At 70.6% G+C, this 23,139-nt stretch carries 17 protein-coding genes; 8 read left to right on the top strand and 9 right to left on the bottom strand.

Annotated features, from left to right (window positions below; translation table 11 throughout):
* Window positions 1-82: 82 nt before the first annotated feature.
* Window positions 83-1,831: a TIGR03767 family metallophosphoesterase gene (locus ACIBBB_RS06955; RefSeq protein WP_398979516.1), complete on the bottom strand. Its 1,749-nt coding sequence runs from the start codon at window positions 1,829-1,831 to the stop codon at window positions 83-85.
* Between the two features lie 409 nt (window positions 1,832-2,240).
* Between ACIBBB_RS06955 and ACIBBB_RS06950 the strand changes: the two genes are divergently transcribed.
* Genes ACIBBB_RS06950 through ACIBBB_RS06930 form a run of 5 tightly spaced genes read left to right on the top strand, consistent with a single transcriptional unit; the run spans window position 2,241 to window position 8,668 of the window.
* The gene (locus tag ACIBBB_RS06950) at window positions 2,241-3,644 is read left to right on the top strand and encodes an aldehyde dehydrogenase family protein (protein WP_398979514.1); all 1,404 of its coding nucleotides are present in this window, start codon (window positions 2,241-2,243) and stop codon (window positions 3,642-3,644) included.
* The gene (locus ACIBBB_RS06945; RefSeq protein ID WP_398979513.1) at window positions 3,641-5,161 is read left to right on the top strand and encodes a sugar ABC transporter ATP-binding protein; all 1,521 of its coding nucleotides are present in this window, start codon (window positions 3,641-3,643) and stop codon (window positions 5,159-5,161) included. Before ACIBBB_RS06950 ends, ACIBBB_RS06945 begins: the two co-directional genes overlap by 4 nt.
* Window positions 5,158-6,207, top strand: coding sequence for an ABC transporter permease (locus ACIBBB_RS06940; RefSeq protein ID WP_398979511.1), 1,050 nt, complete (start codon window positions 5,158-5,160; stop codon window positions 6,205-6,207). Before ACIBBB_RS06945 ends, ACIBBB_RS06940 begins: the two co-directional genes overlap by 4 nt.
* Window positions 6,204-7,175: a sugar ABC transporter substrate-binding protein gene (locus ACIBBB_RS06935; protein WP_398979509.1), complete on the top strand. Its 972-nt coding sequence runs from the start codon at window positions 6,204-6,206 to the stop codon at window positions 7,173-7,175. The genes ACIBBB_RS06940 and ACIBBB_RS06935 overlap by 4 nt, the downstream gene beginning before the upstream one ends.
* Window positions 7,175-8,668 carry a mucin-5B gene (locus tag ACIBBB_RS06930; protein WP_398979507.1) on the top strand — a complete coding sequence of 498 codons (1,494 nt, stop codon included), beginning with the start codon at window positions 7,175-7,177 and terminating at the stop codon, window positions 8,666-8,668. The genes ACIBBB_RS06935 and ACIBBB_RS06930 overlap by 1 nt, the downstream gene beginning before the upstream one ends.
* A 171-nt stretch (window positions 8,669-8,839) precedes the next feature.
* On the opposite strand, the gene ACIBBB_RS06925 is transcribed toward ACIBBB_RS06930, so the two are convergent.
* The 3 genes from ACIBBB_RS06925 to ACIBBB_RS06915 form a co-directional block, all read right to left on the bottom strand.
* A complete protein-coding gene (locus ACIBBB_RS06925; protein ID WP_398980061.1) occupies window positions 8,840-10,132 on the bottom strand; it encodes an NAD(P)/FAD-dependent oxidoreductase in 1,293 nt (430 codons plus the stop codon).
* A gap of 128 nt (window positions 10,133-10,260) precedes the next feature.
* The gene (locus ACIBBB_RS06920; protein WP_398979505.1) at window positions 10,261-11,703 is read right to left on the bottom strand and encodes an NAD(P)/FAD-dependent oxidoreductase; all 1,443 of its coding nucleotides are present in this window, start codon (window positions 11,701-11,703) and stop codon (window positions 10,261-10,263) included.
* Entirely contained in the window at window positions 11,700-13,238 is a 1,539-nt protein-coding gene (locus ACIBBB_RS06915) for an FGGY family carbohydrate kinase (RefSeq protein WP_398979503.1), read from the bottom strand. The genes ACIBBB_RS06920 and ACIBBB_RS06915 overlap by 4 nt, the downstream gene beginning before the upstream one ends.
* A gap of 276 nt (window positions 13,239-13,514) precedes the next feature.
* On the opposite strand from ACIBBB_RS06915, the gene ACIBBB_RS06910 reads away from it, so the two are divergent.
* Both ACIBBB_RS06910 and ACIBBB_RS06905 read left to right on the top strand, forming a co-directional pair.
* On the top strand, window positions 13,515-14,513 hold the full coding sequence (locus tag ACIBBB_RS06910) for a hypothetical protein (RefSeq protein WP_398979502.1): 999 nt from the start codon (window positions 13,515-13,517) through the stop codon (window positions 14,511-14,513).
* Window positions 14,514-14,772: 259 nt separating this feature from the next.
* On the top strand, window positions 14,773-16,296 hold the full coding sequence (locus tag ACIBBB_RS06905) for an amino acid permease (protein ID WP_398979500.1): 1,524 nt from the start codon (window positions 14,773-14,775) through the stop codon (window positions 16,294-16,296).
* A 78-nt stretch (window positions 16,297-16,374) separates the two neighbouring features.
* Here ACIBBB_RS06905 and ACIBBB_RS06900 read toward each other — a convergent pair whose 3' ends face one another.
* Together ACIBBB_RS06900 and ACIBBB_RS06895 are read right to left on the bottom strand one after the other, a co-directional pair.
* On the bottom strand, window positions 16,375-17,136 hold the full coding sequence (locus ACIBBB_RS06900) for a glycoside hydrolase family 75 protein (protein WP_398979498.1): 762 nt from the start codon (window positions 17,134-17,136) through the stop codon (window positions 16,375-16,377).
* A gap of 135 nt (window positions 17,137-17,271) precedes the next feature.
* Window positions 17,272-17,760, bottom strand: a complete 489-nt coding sequence (locus ACIBBB_RS06895; RefSeq protein WP_398979496.1) for an NUDIX domain-containing protein — start codon at window positions 17,758-17,760, stop codon at window positions 17,272-17,274.
* A gap of 202 nt (window positions 17,761-17,962) precedes the next feature.
* On the opposite strand from ACIBBB_RS06895, the gene ACIBBB_RS06890 reads away from it, so the two are divergent.
* Entirely contained in the window at window positions 17,963-18,112 is a 150-nt protein-coding gene (locus ACIBBB_RS06890) for a hypothetical protein (protein ID WP_189105695.1), read from the top strand.
* 108 nt (window positions 18,113-18,220) lie between these two features.
* On the opposite strand, the gene ACIBBB_RS06885 is transcribed toward ACIBBB_RS06890, so the two are convergent.
* The 3 genes from ACIBBB_RS06885 to ACIBBB_RS06875 form a co-directional block, all read right to left on the bottom strand.
* Window positions 18,221-20,014, bottom strand: a complete 1,794-nt coding sequence (locus ACIBBB_RS06885) for a coagulation factor 5/8 type domain-containing protein (protein WP_398979494.1) — start codon at window positions 20,012-20,014, stop codon at window positions 18,221-18,223.
* 215 nt (window positions 20,015-20,229) lie between these two features.
* Entirely contained in the window at window positions 20,230-22,659 is a 2,430-nt protein-coding gene (locus tag ACIBBB_RS06880; protein ID WP_398979492.1) for a beta-L-arabinofuranosidase domain-containing protein, read from the bottom strand.
* A 160-nt stretch (window positions 22,660-22,819) separates the two neighbouring features.
* Window positions 22,820-23,032, bottom strand: coding sequence for a hypothetical protein (locus tag ACIBBB_RS06875; protein ID WP_398979490.1), 213 nt, complete (start codon window positions 23,030-23,032; stop codon window positions 22,820-22,822).
* Between the last annotated feature and the right edge of the window lie 107 nt (window positions 23,033-23,139).

Here is a 23,139-nt window from a genome sequence, read left to right as displayed (position 1 = left end):
GTTATTGATTCAGGGGCTGTGTCGTTGGTTGACGGTTTGATTGTAAGGCGCATAAACCCATGAACCTTGGATTATATGATTGTCAGCGACGCAGGAGCAGCTCTGTGTTGCGCGCGTCCGACAGGCCCGCCAGGTCCTGGCGGCTCCCGGGCGCGTTGAGCGCGAGCTCCCGGTAGAGCGAGGCCAGGCCCGACTGCGAGAGATCCGTGAAATCGGTCTCGCGCGGCGCCGCCGACTCGATCAGGGTGGTGAAGAGCGAGAGCGTGCCGTCCTTGTTGTCCGCGATCTCGACCACGCGCGCCTGCTGCGGGAAGTCGATGTGGGAGGCGGTGGAGATCTCCCAGAACGAACCGTGGGGCAGCACCACGTTGCGGTGGCTGTGCCCGTTGATCCAGGCCACCGCGGAACGGTGGCGCCGCAGCAGGGCGACAACCTCGTCGCCGTTGTGCCGCGACTCGCCCGGCCGGGCGGGGTCGGGCCGCTTGTTGCCCATCGTCCAGCTGTTGTGGTGCGTGAACAGCACCACGTAACCGTCGCTGTGCTCCTTGAGGATCCGCTCCAGCCGGTCGAGCTGGCCCGTACCGACCGAGCCCGTGAAGTGCCCGCCGTGGTCCGTGGTGTCGAGGCTGACCCCGGTCACGTTCTCTCCCATGGAGAACGTGTAGTCGAGGCTCGCCGAGGCCAGGTTGGCCTTCGTGTAGCCGTGGCCGACCGGGCCCGCGCCGGTGTGGGCGGAGTCCAGATGCGCCGTCAGGTACTGGAGCGGGGTGAACGGCGCGCGGCGCGGGTCGGCGGTGATCGTCCGCATGCGCCGCTTCTCGCGGCGCAGGAGCGAGATCAGGGGGCCGCCGTCGGCGGTGTCGCCCCGGGAGATCTGGGCGAGCAGGGCCGCCGCGTCGAGGTCCGGAAGGTCGTACAACTTACGGGTGCCGACGGCGAATTCGGCGAGGAAGCCGGTCCGGTCGGCGTAGGCGCCGCTGGCGAGGCTGTCGTGGTTGCCGACGGTCGAGTACCAGGGAAGGGCCAGACCCGGACTGCGCACCGGGCGCAGGGCCGCTTCGAGGAATCCTTGGATACGGGGGTAGCCCAGGCGCTTGTCGGAGTCGGGCGCGCCGTCCTCGGGGTGCCAGTACATCCGCAGGCCCGAGTTCTGCACGCCCTCGTACGCCCCCGGGTCACCGCTGTTGGGGGTGACGAGCCCGCCGCTCATCAGGGTGAGGTACCAGTCGAGCTCGCACAGCGAGTTGTTGTCCGTGTTGTCGCCGGTCGTCATGGCGAAGGCCAGCGGAGCCCCGGTCGCGGGACCGGTGCCCAGCGCGTTGACCTGCTCGATGAGCGAGACGGCTCCGGCCACCGACAGCGCCTCGTGGGGGCGCCAGGCGCCCGGCGACTCGCTGCGTACGTACTCGGTGCGCACCGGGTGCTGGACGTCCGTCACATGGAGGTCGGTGAGCTGGACGAAGGAGCTGAGCACCGTACGGCGGTCCTCGCGGCCGGACTTGGCGGAAGCGAACTGTTCGCGGACGACCCTGCGCCAGCCGGGCCCGTCCCCGATCCGCCGGAAGGCGGCCCTCCGGTCGCGTGGTGCGGCGAGCGAGTGGAGCGTGGTGCGGTCGGCCGACGGGCCGGTGGGTGTGGGGGACGGGGTGGCCCCGGGGGTGGTGGGACCGGTGGTGCCGGGCGCGATGGGCGCGGGGGCGGCGGAGGCGCTGCCGGAGCCGCCGGTGGCGCCGACCGCCGCGCCGATACCGGCCGACAGGCCGACGGCGCCGGCCACGGCGAGGAAGGAACGGCGGTCGACAGCGGTGACCGCGGAGCGGATGCGTGACATGGTGCGCTCTCCCGGAGTGCGTACGTCGCGGCGGCGGGACACCGAGGTGGGGTCCCGGTTCCCTACTGATGCTGGGGACCCGGCGTGGCTCGCGTGTGAACGAGGCCGCAACGCCCGGCGCCGATCACCGCACAGGGATCACTCGCATCCGCAAACGTTCGCCCGCTCCACTCGCGACGTGCGGAATCCGCTCATCCACCGTTCACCGGACGGGGAAGCGGAGCGGTCGGGGCCCCGGGCGGACGCCCGGAGAGCGGATACCGGTCGCTTTGCGGCGGTCGCTTGGAAAGCGCTTTCCCATTTTGTAAGACGTGTTGACGAATTAATGAGCGTGCGTCAGCATCGCCTCCACATGTTCGAAGTGCCGAACGCACTTCTGCCGAGCCCTGCACCCGGGAGTAAGCGCCGCATGTCCACCCGAAACGCACCGCTGCCCGTACGAAATCCAGGAACCGGCGAACTGCTGGGCGAGATCGAGGACTTCGGCCCGGAGCGCGTCACCGCCGCCCTCGCCGCCGCGGCGGACGGACAGCGGGCGATGGCCGCCATGCCCGCCCACGCGCGCGCCCGGCTTCTGCGCGACATCGCCGATCTGATCGAGGCCGAGGCCGACGACCTGGCACGGCTGCTCGCCGCCGAAAACGGCAAGCCCTTCTTCCAGACGGTGGAGGAAGTCCGCGCCGCCGTACGGATCTTCCGCGGCTTCGCCGGCGAGGCCACCCGCCTCTTCGGCCGCCAGATTCCGCTCGACGCCGTCCCCGGTCTGGAGAGGCATCTCGCCGTCACCGTCCGCGAGCCGCTGGGCCCGGTCGCCGCGCTGGTGCCGTTCAACTACCCGGTCGAGCTGTACGCCCACAAGGCCGCCGCCGCGCTCGCCGCCGGCAACGCCGTCCTGGTCCACCCGCCCGTCCGCTGCCCGCTCGCCGTGGTGCGGATCGGCGAACTCGTCGAGCGGGCAGGGGCACCCGAAGGCGCCCACCAACTCCTCACCGGCGGCGTGCACATCTCCCAGGAACTCGCCTCACGCCCCGGCGTCGCCGCCGTCAGCCTCACCGGCAGCACCGCCGCGGGCCGCGAGATCGCCCGCCGCGCCGCCGACACCCTGAAGAAGGTCCACCTCGAACTCGGCGGCAACGACGCCCTGATCGTCTGCGACGACGCCGACGTCGAGGCGGCCGCCGAGGCCGTGGTCCTCGGCCGGCTCGCCCGCGGCAACGGTCAGATCTGCTGCGCCGTCAAGCGCGTCTATGTCCAGGACGGTGTGCACGACAGCTTCGTCGAGGCGCTCCTCGCCGGCGCCGCCAAGCTCAGCGTCGGGGACCAATTGGCGGATGGCAACGATGTCGGACCGCTGATCAGTGAAGAGGCCGCCGAGCGCGTCGAGTCGGCGGTCGCCGCACTCGTCGCCGACGGCGCACGCAAGGCGGCGGGCGGCGGACGCCGGGGCGCCTTCTACGACCCGGCCGTCCTCGTCGGAGTCCCCGAGGACAGCGCGGCGTTCGCCGACGAGATCTTCGGCCCCGTCGCACCCGTCGCTCGCTTCACCGACCCGCTCGACGCCGTACGGATGGCCAACTCCTCCCCGTACGGCCTTCAGGCGGCCGTCTTCACCCGCGACATCCAGCGCGCCTTCACCCTCGCCGGACGCCTTGAGGTCGGCGGCGTCGTCATCAACGGGTCGACCGCGCTGCGCGCCGAGAATCTGCCCTTCGGCGGCCCGAAGGACACCGGCGGCTCGGCCGAGGGCCTGCACGACACGGCCCTGGAGTTCACCCGGCAGAAGACGATCATCGTGATGGAGGCCTTCGGGTGAGTACGCCGACCCGGCCGGTCCTGCGGATGCGCGGGGTGCGCAAATCGTACGGCCCCACACAAGTGCTGCACGGGGTGGACCTCACCGGCAGGTCCGGTGAGGTGCTCGCCGTCGTCGGCGCCAACGGGGCGGGCAAGTCCACGCTCATCAAGATCCTCGCGGGCGCCGAGCGGATGAGCGCCGGAGAACTCCAACTCGACGGCGCGGACGTGGAGTTGCGCTCACCGCACGACGCGCACACGCACGGCATCCGCACCGTCCACCAGGAGCTGACCCTGGTGCCCGAGCTGTCCGTCACCGAGAACCTCCTCATGGGCCACTTCCCGCGGCGCCTCGGCGGTCTCATCGACTGGAAGGCCGCGCACCGGCGGGCCCGCGCCCTGCTGGACGGCATCGGCTACGGCGCCATCGACCCCCGGGTCAAGGCGGGCCGCCTCTCCGTCGCCCGACAGCAGATGGTCGAGATAGCCAAGGCCCTCGTCAGCGAGGGCGGCGAGCCCAGGGTCCTGGTCCTCGACGAGCCGTCGGCCGTCCTCGCGGGCAGCGACCTGGAAGCGCTGTTCGCGCTGATACACCGCCTCCAGGAACGCGGCGTCCTCATCGTGTACGTCTCGCACCGGCTGGCCGAGGTCACCGAACTGGCCACCTCCATCGTGGTGATCAAGGACGGCAGGGTGGTCGCCGAGACCACCCCCGACCGCACCGACGAGAACGACCTCATCCGGCTGATGGCGGGCCGCCCCGCCGGACAGCTCTACCCGGCGCGCCGCCCCGCCGAGGGCGACACGCTGCTCGACGTCTCGGGGCTCAGCCGCACCGGGGAGTTCAGCGACGTCTCCTTCTCCCTGCGCGCGGGCGAGATCACCGGCCTGTTCGGCCTCGTCGGCTCCGGCCGCAGCGAACTCGCCCGCTGCGTCTTCGGCGCCGAACCAGCCAAGGCCGGCGCCGTCCGCGCACCCGGCAGCGACGCCGTACGGTTCCGGGGCCCCCGCGAGGCCATCGCCGCCGGACTCGCGCTCGTCACCGAGGACCGCAAGCGCACCGGACTCGTACTCGGTCTCAGCACCGCCGAGAACATCGGTCTCACCACGCTGCGCACCACCACACGCGGTCCGCTGCTCGACACCGCGAGACGCCGTCGCGACGTCGTCTCCATGGTCGACCGGCTGGACATCAGGCCCGCGCACTCGGCGAAGCTGCCCGTACGCACACTCAGCGGCGGCAATCAGCAGAAGGCCGTGCTCGCCAAGTGGCTCCTCACCGAGCCGCGCGTGCTGCTGCTCGACGAGCCCACCCGCGGCGTCGACATGGCCACCCGCGCCGAGATCTACCGGATGCTCGACGAACTCGCCCGCGACGGCATGGCCATCCTGCTGATCTCCTCCGACCTCACCGAGGTGCTCGGCGCCACCGACCGGGTGCTGGTCATGCACGAGGGGCGGATCGCCGCGGAACTCCCTTCGGAAGGTACGACCGAGGACACGGTCCTCGCCCACGCGATCGGACACGCAGCATGACCGAACAGCTCACCAAGACCACCGGGCCCGGCGCCCCCGGACCGCCGCCGCGAGGGCTCCGGCTGCCACGGCTCACCGTCGCCGGCCACGACATCACCGTCGAGACCGGACTCGCCGCGCTCCTCGTGATCTTCGTCGTGGTCGCCGGTTCCACCACCGAGGCCTTCCTGACCGAGGGCAACATCACCAATCTGCTCAAGCAGATGGTCACCACCGGCCTGCTCGCCTACGGGATGCTCGCCGTGATCCTCACCGGCGGCATCGACCTCTCCGTCGGCTCCGTCGTCGCCTTCTCCGGCATCGTCGCCGCCGGACTCTCGTCCGGACTTCCGGTGCCGGTCGCCATGGCGGTCGGCGTCGCGTCCGGCATCGGCTTCGGACTCGTCAACGGAGCGCTGGTGGCGCGCTTCCAACTGGCGCCGTTCGTGGTGACACTCGCCGCGCTCACCACCATCCGAGGTCTCGCCTTCGTCTACTCGGAGACACCCGTCGCACCCGAGAAGGCGGGCTTCTTCGAGCTCGGCTCCGCGGTGATCGGACCGCTGCCCGTCTCCACCCTCATCATGCTGGGGGTCTTCCTGGTCGGCGGTGTCTTCCTCAGCCGCACCCCGGCCGGCCGCTCACTGGTCGCGATCGGCGGCAGCGCGGAGACCGTACGGCTCGCGGGCATCGGCGTCCGGCGCCATATCGTCCTCGCCTACACGATCTCCGGCGCCTGCGCCGGACTCGCGGGCGTCATCCTCGCCAGCCGGGTCGGTATCGCCCAGCCCAGCGTCGGCACCGCGTTCGAACTCGACGCGATCGCCGCCTGTGTCATCGGCGGAGCGAGCCTGGCCGGCGGCAAGGGCTCCGTACGCGCCACCTTCGCGGGTGTCCTCGTACTCGCGCTGATCAACAACCTGCTCAACCTCTACGACGTGCAGAGCTTCTGGCAGCAGGTGCTCAAGGGCCTGATCATCATCGCCGTCATTCTCATCCAGCGCACCGGCCGCTTCCGCAACGTGGCCGTGAACGATCCGAATCCCGGAAAGGCAAGTACATCATGATCACGAAACGAGCAACCGGTGTGCTGGTGGCCGGAGTTCTGACCGCGGCTCTCGCCGGCTGTTCCTCGGACTCAGGGTCCGGCGGTGAGAAGGGCGACGGCTCGTACACGGTCGGCATCGCCAACTTCACCCTCGGCGGCCCCTACTTCAACGGCATGGACAAGGCCATCAAGGCCCAGGCCAAGAAGAAGGACGTCGAGATCCTCAGTACGGACGCGGGCGGTGACGCCGCCAAACTCGCCTCCAACGTGGAGGACCTGCTGAGTAAGGACGTCGACGCCGTCATCATCTCCGGCGGACCGCTGGAGTCGGCGCCCGCCGTCCTCAACTCCCTCAAGGCGGCGGGCAAGCCCGCCGTCCTCGTCGACCGGAAGTTCCAGACCGGCGAGTACGCCGGCTGGGTCGGCCCGGACAACGAGGCGATCGGCAAGCAGAACGGCGAGTTCCTCGTCGAGCAGCTCCCCGAGGGCGGAAAGGTCGCCCTGATCAAGGGCGGACCCGCCGACAACACCATCGGCAAGGCGCGTACGGACGGGGTGAAGGGCGCACTGGAAGGCGCGTCGGGGATCGAACTGGTCGAGGCACCCGACTACGGCAACTGGAGCTCCGACGGAGGACTGACCGTCATGGAGAGCCTGCTCGCCGCCCACGACGACATCGACGCCGTCTTCTGCGAGAACGACGCCATGTGCCTGGGCGCGCAGCGCGCCGTCAAGGACGCCGACCGCGCGGACCAGATCGTGCTGGCCGGTGTCGACGGCCAGGCCGAGGCGCTGAAGGCCATCCTCGACGGGACCAACTACCTGGTCACCGGCCTCAACGACGCCGACGTGATCGGCAGTCTCGGTCTGGACAGGACCGTGGAGATTCTCGACGGCGAGAAGCCCGAGAAGGACACGGTCGTGCCCTCGCCGCGCGTCACCAAGGAGAACGCGGAGAAGTACTACGACCCGGAGGGCAACTTCTGATGAGCCGCACCCGCACGAATCCCCCAGCGAGAGGGGCCGGCCGTACCCGGTCCCTGCCACGGAACAAGCGCGCGTACGCCATGACGGCGCTGCTCTGCGGCGCCCTCGTCGTCCCGCTCTCGCTCGGGTCCGCGAACGCGGCCCCGGACGACGGGACGGGCGCGGCGACGGCCGTGGACCGGCCGGGCAAGCCCTCGAAGCCGCCGAAGGCACCGGCCTGGAAGTTGCTCCACCAGGAGAACTTCTCGAAGAAGCTCGACCCGGCCGGAGCGCCCTGGACCCGTGAGACGTACAGCGAGCCGTTCGACACCATCATGGAAGACAACGGCCAGTGGTACGCCAACGACTACGGGCCCGCGTGGAACACGGCCTTCAACTCCTTCGACACCTACCGCAAGGAGTTCAAGGTCGGTGACGGCGGCTGGCTCACCGCCTCGCTCTCCGCGCGCGACTGGAACAAGGACGGCCAGATCGAGAAGGCGCCGTCCATCACCAACGGTAGGGCGGCCGGCAAGACCGTCGCCGAGCTGAAGGTGCCCGACCACACCGGCGGTGCCATCTTCCGTCCCACGCAGGCCCTGCCGGACCAGTACCGGATCGAGTACAAGCTCAAGACGCTCGACTTCGGCGGGAAGCGCAACGGCACCATCGACTACGACAACCGCACCAACGGTTACAGCAAGGACGGCTGCAAGACGCAGCACCCGTGGGGCGAGGGCTCGAACAGCCCCGGCTGGGAGGGTGACGCCTCGGCGCCGTACTGCGAGTGGCAGGACGTCCGGGCCGGCAAGTACGGCTACAACGGCTTCCACTATCTGTCGATCGTGGACTTCGCGAACCCCGCGCCCCGGAACAACCACTTCTGGCACTACCGCCGCAAGGTCCTGATGGACTCCTTCGCCCAGCACCCCGACCGGGTCGGCACGGGCACCGGAGGCCGGGTCTGCAACTCCGCGAACGACACGTACTACGACTACAAGGACAGCAGCTTCAACACGGTCAACATGTGGATCAGCGGACTGCCCAACTGGACGCCCGGCAAGGGCGGTCTCGCGGGCAACTCGCAGTGGTTCATGACCAGTTGCTCGGACGGGGTCGCCGAGCAGCAGCTCTCGTCCGCGGCCGAGCTCCAGCCGGAGCTGATGCCCAACCAGGACTACACGTTCGCGATCGAGCGCGACGCCACCGGCTACACGCTGGAGGCCAGCGGCAACTTCGCGCGCGCCGGGAAGCAGACGCTGCGCTTCCACCGGCCGTTCATCGTCGATGACGACCCGATCTGGCACTACAACGTCAAGCCGAGCGAGTACGACGGGCGTTTCAACAACACCCTCGTGCAGAATGACAACAACGGCAGCGCGACCTGGCCCGAGCAGTGGCCCGCGGGTTCCGCCTACCCGGACTCCTTCGTCATCGGAGACCTGTACACCAACGTGTACGAGGGCAGCGCGAGCCTGACCGACATCAAGATGTTCGTGCCCAAGAAGAAGTGATGTCGCGGGGAGAGTAATTCCCGGGCCAAGGGGCACATGCCTCTCGACCCGAGCCTGCGGCTTCCCCGGCCGCAGTGTTCCAACGGCCCCACCGGTCCACCCCCTGCCGGTGGGGCCGCCCCTTTTCCGGGGCGGCCCTTCCCGCCGGGCGGCCTCTTCACCAGGGCGGGTTCAGCGCTCCACGGAGATCCGTACGGGGCCCCCGTCCGGGTCTTTCGCCGCCGCCGTCACCTCGGCCCGCGCCTTCGCCGTCCAGGCGGCGGACAGGCGCACCGTTCTGCCCGGCACGGCGCCCCGTACGAGCCGCTGCCGGTGCAGCAATCGCCCGTCGCGCCGCACGACCAACGACGACCAGGGGCCGAGCCTGTCCTCCGTACGGAGGACGAAGCCGCCCGTCTCGACGCGCGGGTCCGCCGGATCGAGGCGGCTGGGCGCGACCCACAGCAGGGGCTCCTCGACATGGACCGGGATCCACGCGGACGGGCGTGCGCCGCCCGCGAGATGGCGCAGTACGGGCTCGGCGGCCAGCAGGCCCTCCCGCGCGGCCGTGCTCGCGGGCTCGACCGCGTGCAGCAGATTGCCGACGGCGAAGACCCCGGCCCGGTCCGTGCGGAACGAACCGTCCACGGACGGGCTCCGGCTCGCGTGGTCGAGCGTGATGCCGCCCCCGCGGGCGAGTTCGTGGTCGGGGATCCAGTCGCCGGTGAACACCACCGTGTCGCAGGCGACGGCCGTGCCCCGGCCGTCCCGGTGCCGCAACGCCACCCCCGACACGCGCTCACGGCCGAGCAGTTCGCCCACGCGCGCGTCCACGAGCAGCGGGACGCCGTGCCGGAGGCGGGCGTCGAGCGCGGCGGCGGGGGAGGCCTGGTGGTACGACAGCTCCGTGACCATGGCCACCACCTCGACACCGGCGTCCCGCAGCGTCCGCACGGCGGAGTAGCTGACGGACTCCGCGCCCACAACGACGGCACGGCGCCCGACAGGGCGGTGGTGGAGATGGACCGTCCGCTGGAGCTCGCCGGTCGTGAACACCCCGGCGGGCCGGGTGCCCGGCACCAGCCGCGCGCTGCGGGGACGCTCCCGCGCGCCGGTCGCCAGGACGACGGCGCGGGCGGTGATCCGCTCCAGACCGGCCGGGCTCGTGACGTCGACGGCGAGCGGGTCCGCCGGCGGGCCGTCGCTCCATCCGGTGACCGTGACGCCCGTACGCAGGACCGCCCCAGCCCGCACGGCGGCGTCCGCCCAGTGGCGCGCGTACGCGGGGCCCGTCATCGGCCGAAGCAGATCCCGCAGCCCGAATCCGGAGTGGAAGCAGTCCCGGGGGACACCGCCCGGCTCGTCCTCACGGTCGACGACCTCGACGCTGATGCCACTCGCGGCCAGCCGCGACGACAGCGCCAGACCGGCGGGGCCCGCGCCGACCACCAGGACGTCGACGGCGCGCTCGCGCCTGCCGGGCACGGGCGGCGGCAGGTGCCCCGACGCGGACCCCGGTGCGCGTCCCGCCGGGGATCCGGGCACGGATCCGGGCGCGGAATCCGGTGTGGCTCCCGGTGTGGACTCCCCACTGGACGGGGACAGTTCGCCGCTCACCGTGCGGCCTCCGTGCGGGACGACGACCACGCGTCGGCGCCCGACGCGTCCAGGAGGGCGCGCACCGCGGCCCCGCAGTAGAACCCCTGGCACCGGCCGCCCAGCGCCCGGGTGCGCCGCCGCAGCCCCTCGGGCGAGGACGGCGGGATGTCGGCGGCGAGCGCGTCACGGATCTCGCCCCGCGAGACCCGCTCGCAGTGGCACACGAGCGCCCCGTACTCGGGATCGGCCGCGATCAGATCGGCGCGCTGGTACGGACGGGGATACGCCTCACCGAGATTCGGCATCGTCACCGGCAGGAGGTCCGTCGCCGTCCCCACCCTGGCACCGGCCTCCGCCAGCAGCTCCACGACATGGGCGGCGATCGCCATCGACGCGGTCAGCCCGGTCGACCGGATCCCGCCCACCGTGACGTACCGCTGCTCCGGATGCGAACGGATCGCGTAGTCGTCGTGCTCGGTGGCCGCGCGCAGCCCCGCGTACACGGCGGTGACCTCCTCGTCGAGGAGTTCCGGCATGATCCGCCGGCCCTTCTCCCGGAGGAACGCCAGTCCTTCGGCGGTCGAACCGGTGGCCCGCTTGTCGTCCAGGTCCTCGGCGGTCGGACCGAGCATCACATTGCCGTACACGGTCGGCGACACCAGGACTCCCTTGCCGAGCGCCGTCGGCACCGGCAGCAGGATATGACTCACCAACGCGCGGGCGAGCTTGTCGAAGACGATGAGCTGACCGCGCCGGGGCGTCACCGAGAAGTCGGTGTGACCGAGCAGCCGGTCGAACTCGTCGGCGTACAGCCCCGCCGCGTTGACCAGCCACCGGGTGCGCAGCGGTCCGCGTCCGGTGGTGAGCAGACGCGGTGAGCGGGCGGAGGACTCGCTGACGCCGGTCACCCGGCAGTTGAGATGCAGGTCTACCCCGCTCCGTACCGCCTGGGTCGCGTACGCGAGCGTCGTCGTCCACGGGCAGATGATGCTCTCGCCGGGGACTTCGAGCGCGCCCGACGCGCCGCTTCCCAGATGCGGTTCGCGGCCACGGAGCTCGTCGGCGGCGACCGTACGGGTACGCCGGTATCCGTTGCGCGCGGCCTTCCGCGCGAGCGCGGGCAGAGCGGCGAGCTGTTCCTCGTCCCAGGCCACGAGCAGGGCGCCGATCGGCTCGACGGGGATGCCGCACTCCTCGGCGTACGCGGCGAGCCGGTCCCGGCCCTCCCGGACCAGCCGGGCTTCGAGCGATCCCGGCACCGCGTCGAAACCGGTGTGCAGGATGGCGGTGTTGGCCTTCGACGTACCGTCGCCGACATCCCCGGACGCCTCGACCAGGGCGGTACGCAGCCGGTAGCGGGCCAGTTCGCGGGCGATCGCCGCGCCGACGACCCCGGCGCCCACGACCACCACGTCGTACACCTCGTCCGGCAGCGGCCCGGACACGGTGACGGTCATGTCGTGACCGTACCGGCGCCGGGGTTCGCGAGCGCGGCCGGCGTCTGTCCGGCGGATGGCGTGCGGGCGACGAGCGCCGCCACCTCCGCACGGAAGACACCCAGCCGCTCGGCGGCCTCGGCCGCCCCGATCCTCGGCTCGAAGACCTTCTCGGGCCGCCACCGGGGCGCGGCCCGCTCGACGCTCATGCCGGGGTCGAGTCCGAGCCGGGCGACGGCACCGACCCCCAGGGCGGTGGCGTCGGGCAACGGGGAGACCTCGACGGGCAGTTGCAGCAGATCCGCCTGTGTCTGCATCAGCACCTCCGAGCGGGTCAGTCCGCCGTCCACCCGCAGCGACTCCAGTGGGGTGCCGGTGTCCTCGGCCACCGCGTCGGCCAGCCCCACGACCTGCGCCGCGATGCCCTCGCACAGCGCCCGCACCAGATGTCCGGGGCCGGTCTCCAGGCTGAGCCCGGTCATCGACCCCTTCGCGTCGCCGCGCCACCAGGGCGCGGCGAGTCCGGCGAGTGACGGTACGAAGGTGACGCCCCCGCTGTCGGCGACGGACGAGCCCACCCGGTCGAGGTCCTCGGCGCCGGAGATCACGCCGAGACCGCTCAGCCACCGTACGGCCGAAGCCGCCGTATAGACCTGTCCGTCGAGGCAGTAGCTGGTCCGGCCGGCGAGCCGCCAGGCCACACAGCCGACCAGACCGGTGCGGCTGCGCAGCGGGCGCGCGCCGGTCTGCGCGAGGAGGAACGCCCCCGTGCCGTAGGTGCACTTGGCCGTCCCCGGCTCGGTCACCCGCTGGGCGAGCAGCGCGGCCTGCTGGTCGACCAGCAGGCCCGTCAGCTCAATCGGATCTCCGAAGGCAGTCGTGACACCGAACTGCCCTGCCGCATCAACGACTTGGGGGAGCCGCTCGTCGCTCATCCCGAAGACGCCGAGCGCGGCGGGGGACCACTCGGCGGTGTCGAGGTCGAGCAGCTGCGTGCGCCCCGCCGTCGCCGCGTCGGTGACGAATTCCCCGGTCAGCCGGTGGACGAGCCAGGAGTCGGAGGTCGTGACGACGCCCTCGCGGGTCAGGTTCCGGCGGATCCACGCCATCTTGGGCGCGGCGAAGTACGGCTCCAGCGGCAGGCCCGTCAGCTCTCTCAACATGTCCGCGTGCGGGGCGAGTTCGGCACAGACCGAGGCGGCGCGCCGGTCCTGCCACACGACCGCGTCGGTGAGCGGCGCACCGGTGTCCGGATCCCAGGCGAGGACGGTCTCGCCCTGGTTGGCCAGCCCGACCGCCGCGACGGGTTCGCCGGCGTCGGCGAGCGCCCGGCGCCCCGCGTCGACGACCGAGGAGAGCAGCAGGGCGGGATCGGCCTCGACCACTCCGCCGGAGGCGTAGCGGGGAGGCGCCGGCGCCGTACCGCTGCCGATCACCCCGCGCTCCGGGCAGATCACCAGGGCCTTGGTGGACGAGGTGCCCTGGTCGACGGCGAGAACCGGTCGCGAGGCCGGGGCCACGGCGGTGCTGCCGGGGGAGTGCTGAGCAGGCGGCATGTCACGTTCTTCGGTCGGAGTGCGGTGATCGTCCGATCACTGAGCGAAAGGGTGGTGCAGCCCGCCTGACACGTCAAGGTCACGACATGCACTCAGGGTTGCCTAAGATCAGCAAAGTGTTCCTGGGGTCCTTGCGTTGGCCCCTACACTGATCGCCGAATAACAGCGGAGTAAGTATCACTGAGTAGGGTGATTCTCAAGTGCCGTGACGGGCACAGGGGAATTCGAACTGCACCGGAAAGAGGCGGAGTTGCGGGAGAATCGGGCGGAGGGTACGTGAGCGATCGCTTTCGTCCGCTCTATCACCCAGCAGGCCACGACAGCGAACTCCGGGCGGCAGTACAGGAATTGAGAACCGGCCGCTGGCTGTCGATGCGTGAGCTGCTCGCCAACACGCGTGGCTGGGCGCTGTGGACCCAGCGTACGCAGGTGCTCGCCACCGTCGCCGCGGGCTCGGACACCGTCCGTACCTGGCTGGCCGAGGAGCCGGACAACACGGCGGCCGTAGTCATGCAGACGCGGGTGGCGGTGGAGCGCGCCCTGCGCGCGCACCGCGAGGGACACGCGCGTACGACCGACGTGTGGCGGCAGGCGTGGGAGGCGTGCGACAGCACCGCGCGGCTCGTGCCGGCCGACCCCGTCCCATGGGTCTGTCTGCTCGCCCTGGCCCAACTCGACGGCAGACAGCGGATGGAGGAGAACCGGCTGGCACCGCCGGGGCCGATGCTCTTCCCCGGCCCCTGGGCCCTGCTCGCCGAGGCGGACAACCGCGACCCGGGCAACCGCGAGGCGTACCACCGGATGCTTCAGTTCGTATACGCGCGCAGGGCCGACGGCTCGCTGTCCGAGGCGGTCAACTTCGTCCAGTGGGCCGCCTCGTCCGCGCCCGAGGGGTCGGCGCTCCAGGCCCTTCCGCTCTTCGTACGGGTCGAGCGGTACCGCAGGGAGGGCGGCAACGAGAAGGCGCTGGACCTGCACTGGGTCACCGAGGACGCCACCCGGGACGCGCTGCGGGCCCTGCACATCTGGTTCGACCGGTCGGTCCCCACCGAGAACTCGCTGCTGGACCTCAACTATCTGGCGCACGCCCTCTGGGGTTCGCTCCAACTGTCCGAGGCGGCACGGGTGTTCGAAGCCCTGGGCCCGTACTACACCCCCGTGCCCTGGGCCTACCGGGCCCGTGGCCCGGACGACACCGGACAGGCCGAGGAGGTGTTCGCCCGCGCCCGAGCCCGCTGCTTCGCCGCCGACCGTGAACGGAAATCGGATTCCTAAGGGCTGTCCCGTAATCCCCGGTGGATCAGCGCGCGGCGTCAGATGCGGTACACCGCAAGGCGGAGGGTCGTCCTCATACCGGGCGTATTCGGGCGATCCGACAACACGGCGAGGTGCCGCAGCTGTCGTCGTGCGCCCGCCGGGGATTACGGGACAGCCCTTAGGGCCGCCCTTCACACCGGCTCCCGCCCCGGGCCCGCCAGGTCCCCACCGCACATCCCCCACTCTCCTTGATTTCTCCGTACCCGGAGGTACTGCCATGTCCGTCTCCCCACCGGCCTGGTCGAAGTCGGAACCTGTTCCGCGGCCGGACGAGGAAGAACGGCTGAGGGAACTCGGCTATCAGCCCGTACTCGCCCGCAGGATGGGCGGTTTCGGGAATTTCGCCATCAGCTTCTCGGTGATCTCGGTCCTGTCGGGATGCATGACCCTGTACGGCTTCGGCCTCATCACCGGCGGTCCCGCCGTGATGCTGTGGGGCTGGATCGGTGTCGGCCTCTTCGTCCTCTGCATAGGCATGGCGCTGGCGGAGGTGACCAGCGCCTATCCCACGTCGGGTGCGCTCTACTACATGGCCGACCGGCTCGGCGGACGTAAGTGGGGCTGGTACACCGGCTGGCTGAACCTGCTCGGACTGCTGGGCGCCATCGCCGGAATCGACTACGGCGCGGCCCTGTTCACCGGCGCGTTTCTCAACCTCCAGTGGGGATTCGAGGCCACGCCCGGCTGGACCATGATCATATTCATCTGCATCCTGCTGCTGCACGCGACGCTGAATCTCTTCGGCGTCCGGCTGGTCAGCGTGCTCAACTCGATCAGCGTCTGGTGGCACCTCGGCGGTGTGGCGTTGATCGTCGGCATTCTCGCCGTCGTCCCCAAGAATCACCAGTCGCCCGAATTCGTCTTCACGGAATTCGTCAACGAGACCGGCTGGCAGAACCCGATCTATGTCGCCGCCATCGGTCTGCTGCTCGCCCAGTACACCTTCTGCGGCTACGACGCGTCGGCCCATCTCTCCGAGGAGACGTCCAACGCCTCCGTCTCCGCCGCGCGCGGCATCGTGCGCGCCATCTGGGTCTCCTGGATCGCCGGCTTCGCACTCCTCGCCGGACTGACCTTCGCGATCCAGAACTACGCGGAGACGAGCGGCGCCGCGGTGCCACCCGCGCAGATCTTCATCGACGTCCTCGGCACCAACGGTGCCAGTGCCCTTCTGCTTGTCGTGATCATGGCGCAGCTCTTCTGCGGCAACGCGGAAGTGGCCGCCGCCAGCCGCATGGTGTTCGCCTTCAGCCGTGACAACGCCCTGCCCGGATCCGCTCTGTGGCGGCGCGTCAGCAGCCGTACGCAGACCCCGGTGCCCGCGGTGTGGCTGTCGGTCGGCTTCGCGTGCGTGCTCGCCCTGCCCTCGCTGTACTCGCCGACCGCGTACGGCGCCGTGACGGCGATCAACGTCATCGGCATCACGCCCGCCTACGCGATCCCGATCTACCTCAAGCTGCGCGCCGGCGACCGCTTCCAGCCCGGCCCCTGGACACTCGGCCGGTGGAGCAAGCCCATCGGCTGGATCGCCGTCACCTGGGTCGTGATCGTCACGGTGATCTTCTGTCTGCCCCAGAAGAACCCGGTCACCACGGACACCATGAACTACGCGGTGGTCGCGCTGGCCGTCGTGCTGGCCCTGGCCACGGCCTGGTGGTACGCGGCGCGGAGCTCGTACAGCACCCCGCAGTCGTACGGCAGCGCGCGCGAGCAGTCGGAGATCTCCGAGGGAATCGTGTAGAGCGGCAACCCGTGAAGGACCACGTCCTCGGTACGTCAGGACGGCGCCGACTTCGCCTCCGTACCGAGGACGTCCTTCTCAGTTCTCCTGAAGGAACTCCCTGGCCAGCCGGCTGCCCAGCTCCACCGCCGACGACCGGCTCTCGATCGGCGTGACCCTGGAGTCCTTGAACAGGATGTACGTCACCCCCGAGGCGACACCGCCGCGCGAGGGATCGGGGTCGATCCCGAGCGAGTGCGCCGCCGCGTACGACGCCTCCCCGACGATCCCCGCCGGTCCGGTGTCGCCCACCACCGCGTACTCCACCCGGTCCTTGTGGACGAGCGCCGCGACACCGCCGCCCCGGATGCCGGACGAGGTGTGGTCCCAGATGTCGCTGGGCGCCGGTACCACGACGTACGGCAGTGTCTCCGCGTTGAGCGGCTTGCCGTCGGACTGGTGGAAGGCGGTGTCCCCGTAGAACCAGGGGTCGGTCTTCTTGTTGCAGCGGGCGGTGACCTGGCCGTCGCAGTCGATGTCCAGGTCGGCCTTCCAGAAGACGGCGCCCTTCTTGTCGCACACGGGGATGTCGGCGGGCTTCCCCTGGTCGGTCCGGTACCGGCCCTTCGAGACGGGCGCGCAGCCCTGGACCTTCGCCCGCAGGGCGTCGGCCGTGACCGAACCCTCCGGCTGGAAAGAGCTTCCGGCGGCCGGCGGGCCGGGTGCCCCGCTCCGTGGTGCGGCGGGCGGCGGCAGACGCGAGGTGTCGAGCGCCGCGGCGGGGCGCGCGCCGGCGGGCAGGGCCGAAGCGGTGAGCAGTACCGCGCCGACGGCGGCGTACAAGTGCGTTCTGTGGGGCACGGGGGCGTATCCCTTTCCGGTGGGACTTCTCTCGGCTGCGGGGCGTCCGGTCGTCCGGACGCCCGGCTTCTCGGACCGCCGGATCTTCGCGCGGTCGGGCTGCTTCTCCAAGGCACCGGGGCCGTGTCCCGCGGATCAGGCCCCGTCGTCCACGTGGTCCGTTATGTGCACGGCCAGCCGGCCGAGGAAGATCCGCTGTCCCGACACCAGCAGCTCCACGGCCTCCTCCAGCGGGAACCAGCCGAGCCGGTCCAGCTCCGGGAACTCCCGCTCCACGCCGGAGCCCCGCGGCCACTCCATGGTGAACGTGCCGGGTACGGCGAGAGCGGGGTCGAAGTTGGCCTCGATCGCCCATACGGTGACCGTCTTGCCGCCCGACTGACGGGTCTCACCCAGCGGCACCCGGTGCCCGTCGGGGGCGGGGTGCCCCACCTCCTCCTCGAACTCCCGGGCGGCCGCGTCCTCCGGCGTCTCGTCGGGGGCGTACTCGCCTTTGGGGATCGACCACGCGGCCCGCGTGCGACCCGCCCAGAACGGGCCGCCCATGTGTCCGATGAGCACTTCGGTGCCGCCGGACTCCGTGATCCGGTAGAGCAGGAGTCCGGCGCTTCGCTTCCCTGACATCACGTCAGTCTGGGCGGGGTCGGGCCGGGGCGCCATCGGGGGACGGCATATCGGGGTACGGGAGGTGGAACGAACGCGCCGCCCCGAAGGTAAAGAGGAGGTAATGGGAACGTAATGGGGGTCTCCGGCGTTATAGCGGGTAGACGTAGTCCGAGGCCCCACAGCGGGGGCCGTCGGTGTCATCGAAAGCGCAGGAGACGGCATGCCCGGAATCATCGACCGCATCAAGGCCTTCACCCGCAGCCCGCAGGGGCGGCGCGTGATCGGTCAGGCGCGCGCGGCCTCGTCGGACCCGAGGAAGCGCGCGCAGGCCCGCCGCCTGCTCGGCAAGCTGCGTGGCGGCAGGCACTGACCCGGCACGGACCCCTGTGGGACCCGCGCACGGCAGGGCCCGGCTTCTCGCGAGGCCGGGCCCTGCCCGCGGACGCCGCCGGTCCGGCGCGTCAGGACGGTCGTCGGGTCAGGGGAACTGGACCACGACCGAGGGGATGGTCGACGTCCCTGACGTGGGTTCGCCGATGTCGTTGATCACCCGCTCGTACTGGCCCTGGCCGCCGAGCGAGACCACCAGCAGATGGTGGAACTTCACGCCCGGTTTCACCGGAGCCGCGAAACCGTTGTGCTGCTGGATCGTCGGGTCGACGTTGTAGTAGCAGTAGCTGCCCATGCCCCAGCCCTCGTGCTGCTCGACCGAGTCGTCGACCCTGTAGGCGGCGTATCCCTTGGTGGCGCCGTTCTGGATCGCCGCCTGGTTGGGCGCGTCGTACGCCTTCTCGTTCTGGAAGAAGATCGTCCGGCCGCGCTCGCCGTACCACTCGACGTCGTATTTGTTGAAGTGTTCGACGAACAGTCCGGTGGCCAGGACGTCGTCGCCGTTCACCCGTACGCCGAAGTCGGCCCTGTTGGTCTCCCAGCCGACCCCGTCACCATGGTCCGCTCGCCACACCCAGGTGTGATCGATGATGGTGTCGTCGCTGTTGACCACCATGCTGGTGGTGGCCTTGCCGGGACCGGCTCCGCCGATGCGGATGAAGACGTCCTGGACGGTCGTCGGGTCGGCGGCGTGGTCGGCCGACGAACCCTCGGGCCCGACCTCCAGCAGCGTCTCGGAGTTGACCGGGCCGGCGTCGATCAGGAAGCCGGCCAGCTTCACCCCGTCCACATCGGCGACCTTCATCGCCGTCACCCCGTTGTCGGGGATGATCGTGGCGAGTCCGAGCCCCAGGACGACCGTGTCCGCGCGGTTGACGTCGATCGTCTGGTCCACGTGGTAGACGCCGGGCGTGAACAGCAGGTTGAGGCCCTGGTCGAGCGCCGCGTTGATGGTCGCCGCCGTCGCACCCGGCTTGACCACGTAGAACTGGTCCAGATCGATCGACGAGCCCGCGGGCGCACCGCTGTCCCAGGTCACCCCGCGCGCGTTCGTGCGCTTCTCGGGCACGAACACCTTGTAGTCGGCGCCGTCCAGATGGAGGAACGGCTTCTCTCGGGAGGTGGGGGTGGTCTCCAGCGTGGTGTACGGCGGGTCGGGGAAGCTCTGCGCGGGTGCGCCCTCGACACCGGAGAACGTCATGTTCCACACGGCGTTCTGCCAGCCGCCGACCGAGCTGTCGCGGGTGTACCACTGCTGCTGGGAGTACGGGCCGACGCTGCCGTCGATCTTACTGTCGGCGATATAGCCGCCACTCGCCCAGCCGTAACCGTCGGGAGCCAGGTTGAGCCCGCCCTTGACGTGCATACGGCGGAACGGCGCGGCCTGCGAGACAGCCCAGCGGTTGGTCCCGTTGACCGGGTTGAGCGACAGGTTCTCGGCCGAACGCCAGAAGTTCTGGGTGGCGTTGCCGTTGAACCAGCCGGCGTCCACGGTCACGTCGCCGTTGATGTTCACATCGTCGGGCGAGAGCCCGAGACCCGACACCGAGGTGTAGAAGCCGAGTTGGGCGTTGAGCCCGTCGTACGTCCCCGGCTTGAAGAGGAACTGGTAGCGGCCGGAGCCGAACTGGGCCGACTCCTGCTGCTTGAAGACCTCGTCGAGCTTGCCCTGGATGTCGGGCGTCGAAGGGTCGAAGACGATCACGTTGGGGCCGAGATCGCCGCCGCCCTCGATCGGGTCGGCATGCGCGGGGCTGCTCGGGACGAAGGCCAGCAGGGTCGCGGCCAGGGTGGCGGCGAGCGTTGCCGCGAGGCCCCGGCGGGACGGCGGTGAGGCGCCGTGGAACGCCGGAGAACCGATGGGGGGAGCGTGCACGGGCATCTCTCCTGAGTCGTGAACGGTGGGGGGAACATCCGGAGAGCGCTCCGTGAATCATGAGAGAGCGCTCTCTGGATGCACGGCTGATGCTGCTCCGCTGTTTCGTACACGTCAAGAGTTGTGAACAGATGGGCCGTCACGGGTTCCGTTGCGAACAACAAGTGACCGCCGGCGCCCAGTTGCGGCGCCGGCGGTCACCCGGCCGGAGAAGCCCCCGCTCAGATCAGCTGCCAGAGGTGGTCGTCCGTGCCGTTGTCCTCGAACTGGACCACCTGCGCGCTGTTGGCCGTCGACATCCCGTCGACACCCAGAACCTTCCCGCTGTGCCGATTAAGGATGAGCGACCAGCCCTCGCCCCGGTCGAGCAGTTGCCAGAGATGGTCGCCGCTCCCGTCGTCGTCGAACTGGACGACGCGCGCGCTGTTCGCCGTCGACCTGCCCTCGGCCCCGATGATCTTCCCGCTGTTGCCGTTGCGGATCAGGAACCAGCCACCGCCGGCCGGCGCCAACTGCCAGGCGTGGTCCGCCGTCCCCGTGTTGTCGAACTGCACGACACGCCCGCCCGCCTGCAGGGACATCCCGTCCACCCCGAGCACCTTGGCGCTGTGCTTGTTCCGCACACGGCGGAACGGCGGCTCCGGAATCCAGGCACGCCCGGCGGGCGACGCGGTCGGGAAGGCGGTGATCCGCAGCCGGGCCGCGCCCATCGGGACGAGCGTGACCTGCTCGGGCGGCGCGGTGCTGCGGGCCGGGCTGTCCTGGAGCGGAGCGACGACACGCTGGTCGTCGGTAACCCACTCCTCGATGCGGCGCGCCGAGGTGGTGATCCGTACCGGCGTGCCTTCATGGGTGAAGGGATTCGCGGCGAGCGGTCCGCTGTCGGCGGTGAACCGCAGCCCACGGAGCGGGTCGGGCGCGAGGCCGACGTTCCACGGGGTGGTGGGGTGCACCGAGAGTTCGGGGAAGTCCTCGGTTCCGGCGAACCGTTCGTACCGCTCGCCGATCCTGAGGGAGTACGTGAGCGGCCCGTGGTCCACGCTGACGGAACCGTGGTTGTCGTCCCAGGTCCGTACGCTCGTGCGCTGCGGCAGCCGCAGGGTCACCCGCTCACCGCCGCGCCACTCGCGCTCGACCTTGAAGAACCGCGGTCCGTCGCCCGGCAGGGCCACGCGCCGTCCGGCGACGTCGAGTTGAGGGTCCTCGCACCAGCCGGGAATCCGCAGATAGAGCGGGAAGGTGACGCGCCGGGGCGTGCCGACGGTGAGGGTGACGGTCTCCTTGAACGGGTAGTCGGTGGACTCGGTGACGGTGACTTCCGTTCCGTCGGCGACCTTCGCGCGCACCTGGCTCGGCGCGTACATCGCCGCCGCGAGCCCCCGGTCGGGGGTGGCCAGCCACAGCTCCTCGGTGAAGTAGGGCCAGCCCATGCCGTAGTTGTGCGGACAGCAGCGATAGCTGTCGATGCCCGGCTTGTACGCCTGCATGGCGAAGCCGTTCTGGTACTGGCCCTGGTTCTTGGCGGTGTTGTCGAGTTCCACGCTGTTGGCGCTGGTGACGTAGTGGATGCCCCTGCCCCGCGGATCGGTGGCCGCGGGCAGCAGGTTGAAGGCGAGCTCCTCGCACCGGTCGGCCCATACGGGGTCGCCGGTGATCCGGGTGAGCAGTTCGTGGCTGGCCATGAACTCGACCGTGCCGCAGGTCTCGAAGCCCTGCCGGGGATCGTCGAAGCCGGGGCGGGAGTTCTCGTCACCGGCGAAACCGCCGCCGGGGAACTGGCCGTAGGTGCCCATCACGGCGGCGTAACTCCGGTACGTGGCACGGGTCAGCTCCGCCGAGCCGGACCGCAGCGCGTACTGGGCGGGCTCGCGGAACCCCTGCGCGATGTTGACGTTGTGCAGGTCCGGGAAATCGTCGACCCAGTTGGCGCCGTGGGTGTGCATCTTGTCGGCGAGTTCGAGCAGGAAGGACTCGCCGGTGCGGTTGTGGAGCCAGAAGACGATGTCCAGACCGTCGCCCCAACGCTTGGAAACCCAGCTGGAGTTGAAGGCGCCGGGCCCCTGCGCGTTCATGTAGCGCAGGAAGGGGACGGCGAACGGCACGATGCGCTCGTCGCCCGTGAACTCCTCGTGCGAGCGCAGCGCCTGAAGGAGCGGCAGGTAGGGCCAGAAGTCCGGTCCGCCGTTCAGCGCCGTACGCAGCCGGGTGGGCCCGAAGAATCCGTCGGGCTGCCGGGTGGCGATGATCGCGTCGATCCAGCGGCGGGCGGTGGCGAGGGCCGCCTCGTCGCCGGTGAGGGCGGCCAGGTCCACGTAACCGCGCAGCCAGTAGGTGACTTCCTCCCAGCCGTTCTTCTCGGGATGCACCCAGCCGGAGTCGTCGAATCGCAGGAAGTGGGAGACCTCGGCGTACCGGCCGAACAGTCCGTCGAGCAGCAGGCGCAGCTGGCCGGTGAGCCAGCCGCGCGGGGTGACGCTGCCCAGCGGCAGCTTCTGGAAGGCGGTGGGGGCGAGCGGTGCGACGTTCGGCGTGTACCAGCCGCCGCGCGCCGGCGGCAGGGCCGCGGCGGTCGGCGCCAGTGGCCCCAGCAGGCCCGCACCACCGATCGCGAGGGCGCCGGTGCCGAGGAAATGTCGTCGGTCGAGCGTCATCGGGTCTCCCGTCCACGAGCATCGACGAAGTCTTGTACAACGTTGGAAAGAGCGGCAGGTGGCATCACAGCACGGCACCCTCGTCGTGTCCAGGTACATGACACGACGAGGGTGAAGACGAGGGTGAAGTCGCTGTCGGAGCGGGCGGGGCCGCCCCATGTCATCGCCGCGGGCCGATTCCCGCCCCCGTCAGCTCCAGCAGGCGGTGAGCCCCGGCGACGGGGTCCGGGTGCTGTTCCGTGGCCAGGGTGATGCCGGTGACCGGAGTGACCAGGTCGGCGACGGTCACGTCCGGCGCCACCGCACTGGCTCGCGCGGTGCCCCGCAGCGGCGGTTCGGCCGACCCGGCGCGGGCCCTCGGCCTCCCCCTCACCACCTTCGCGACGCGGGCACGGGAACATCCGCGGGCCGCGGTCCGACGCTGTCCCCGGACCGCCGCCGTCGGCGCCCGCCGCGGAGGAGCCTTCTGTGAAGCCCTCG

This window comes from Streptomyces sp. NPDC051217 (assembly GCF_044455465.1).
In the GTDB taxonomy this organism is placed as follows: domain Bacteria; phylum Actinomycetota; class Actinomycetes; order Streptomycetales; family Streptomycetaceae; genus Streptomyces.
The sequence above is the reverse complement of the archived record's forward strand: the minus strand, read 5'-3'. Positions and strand labels throughout refer to the sequence as shown.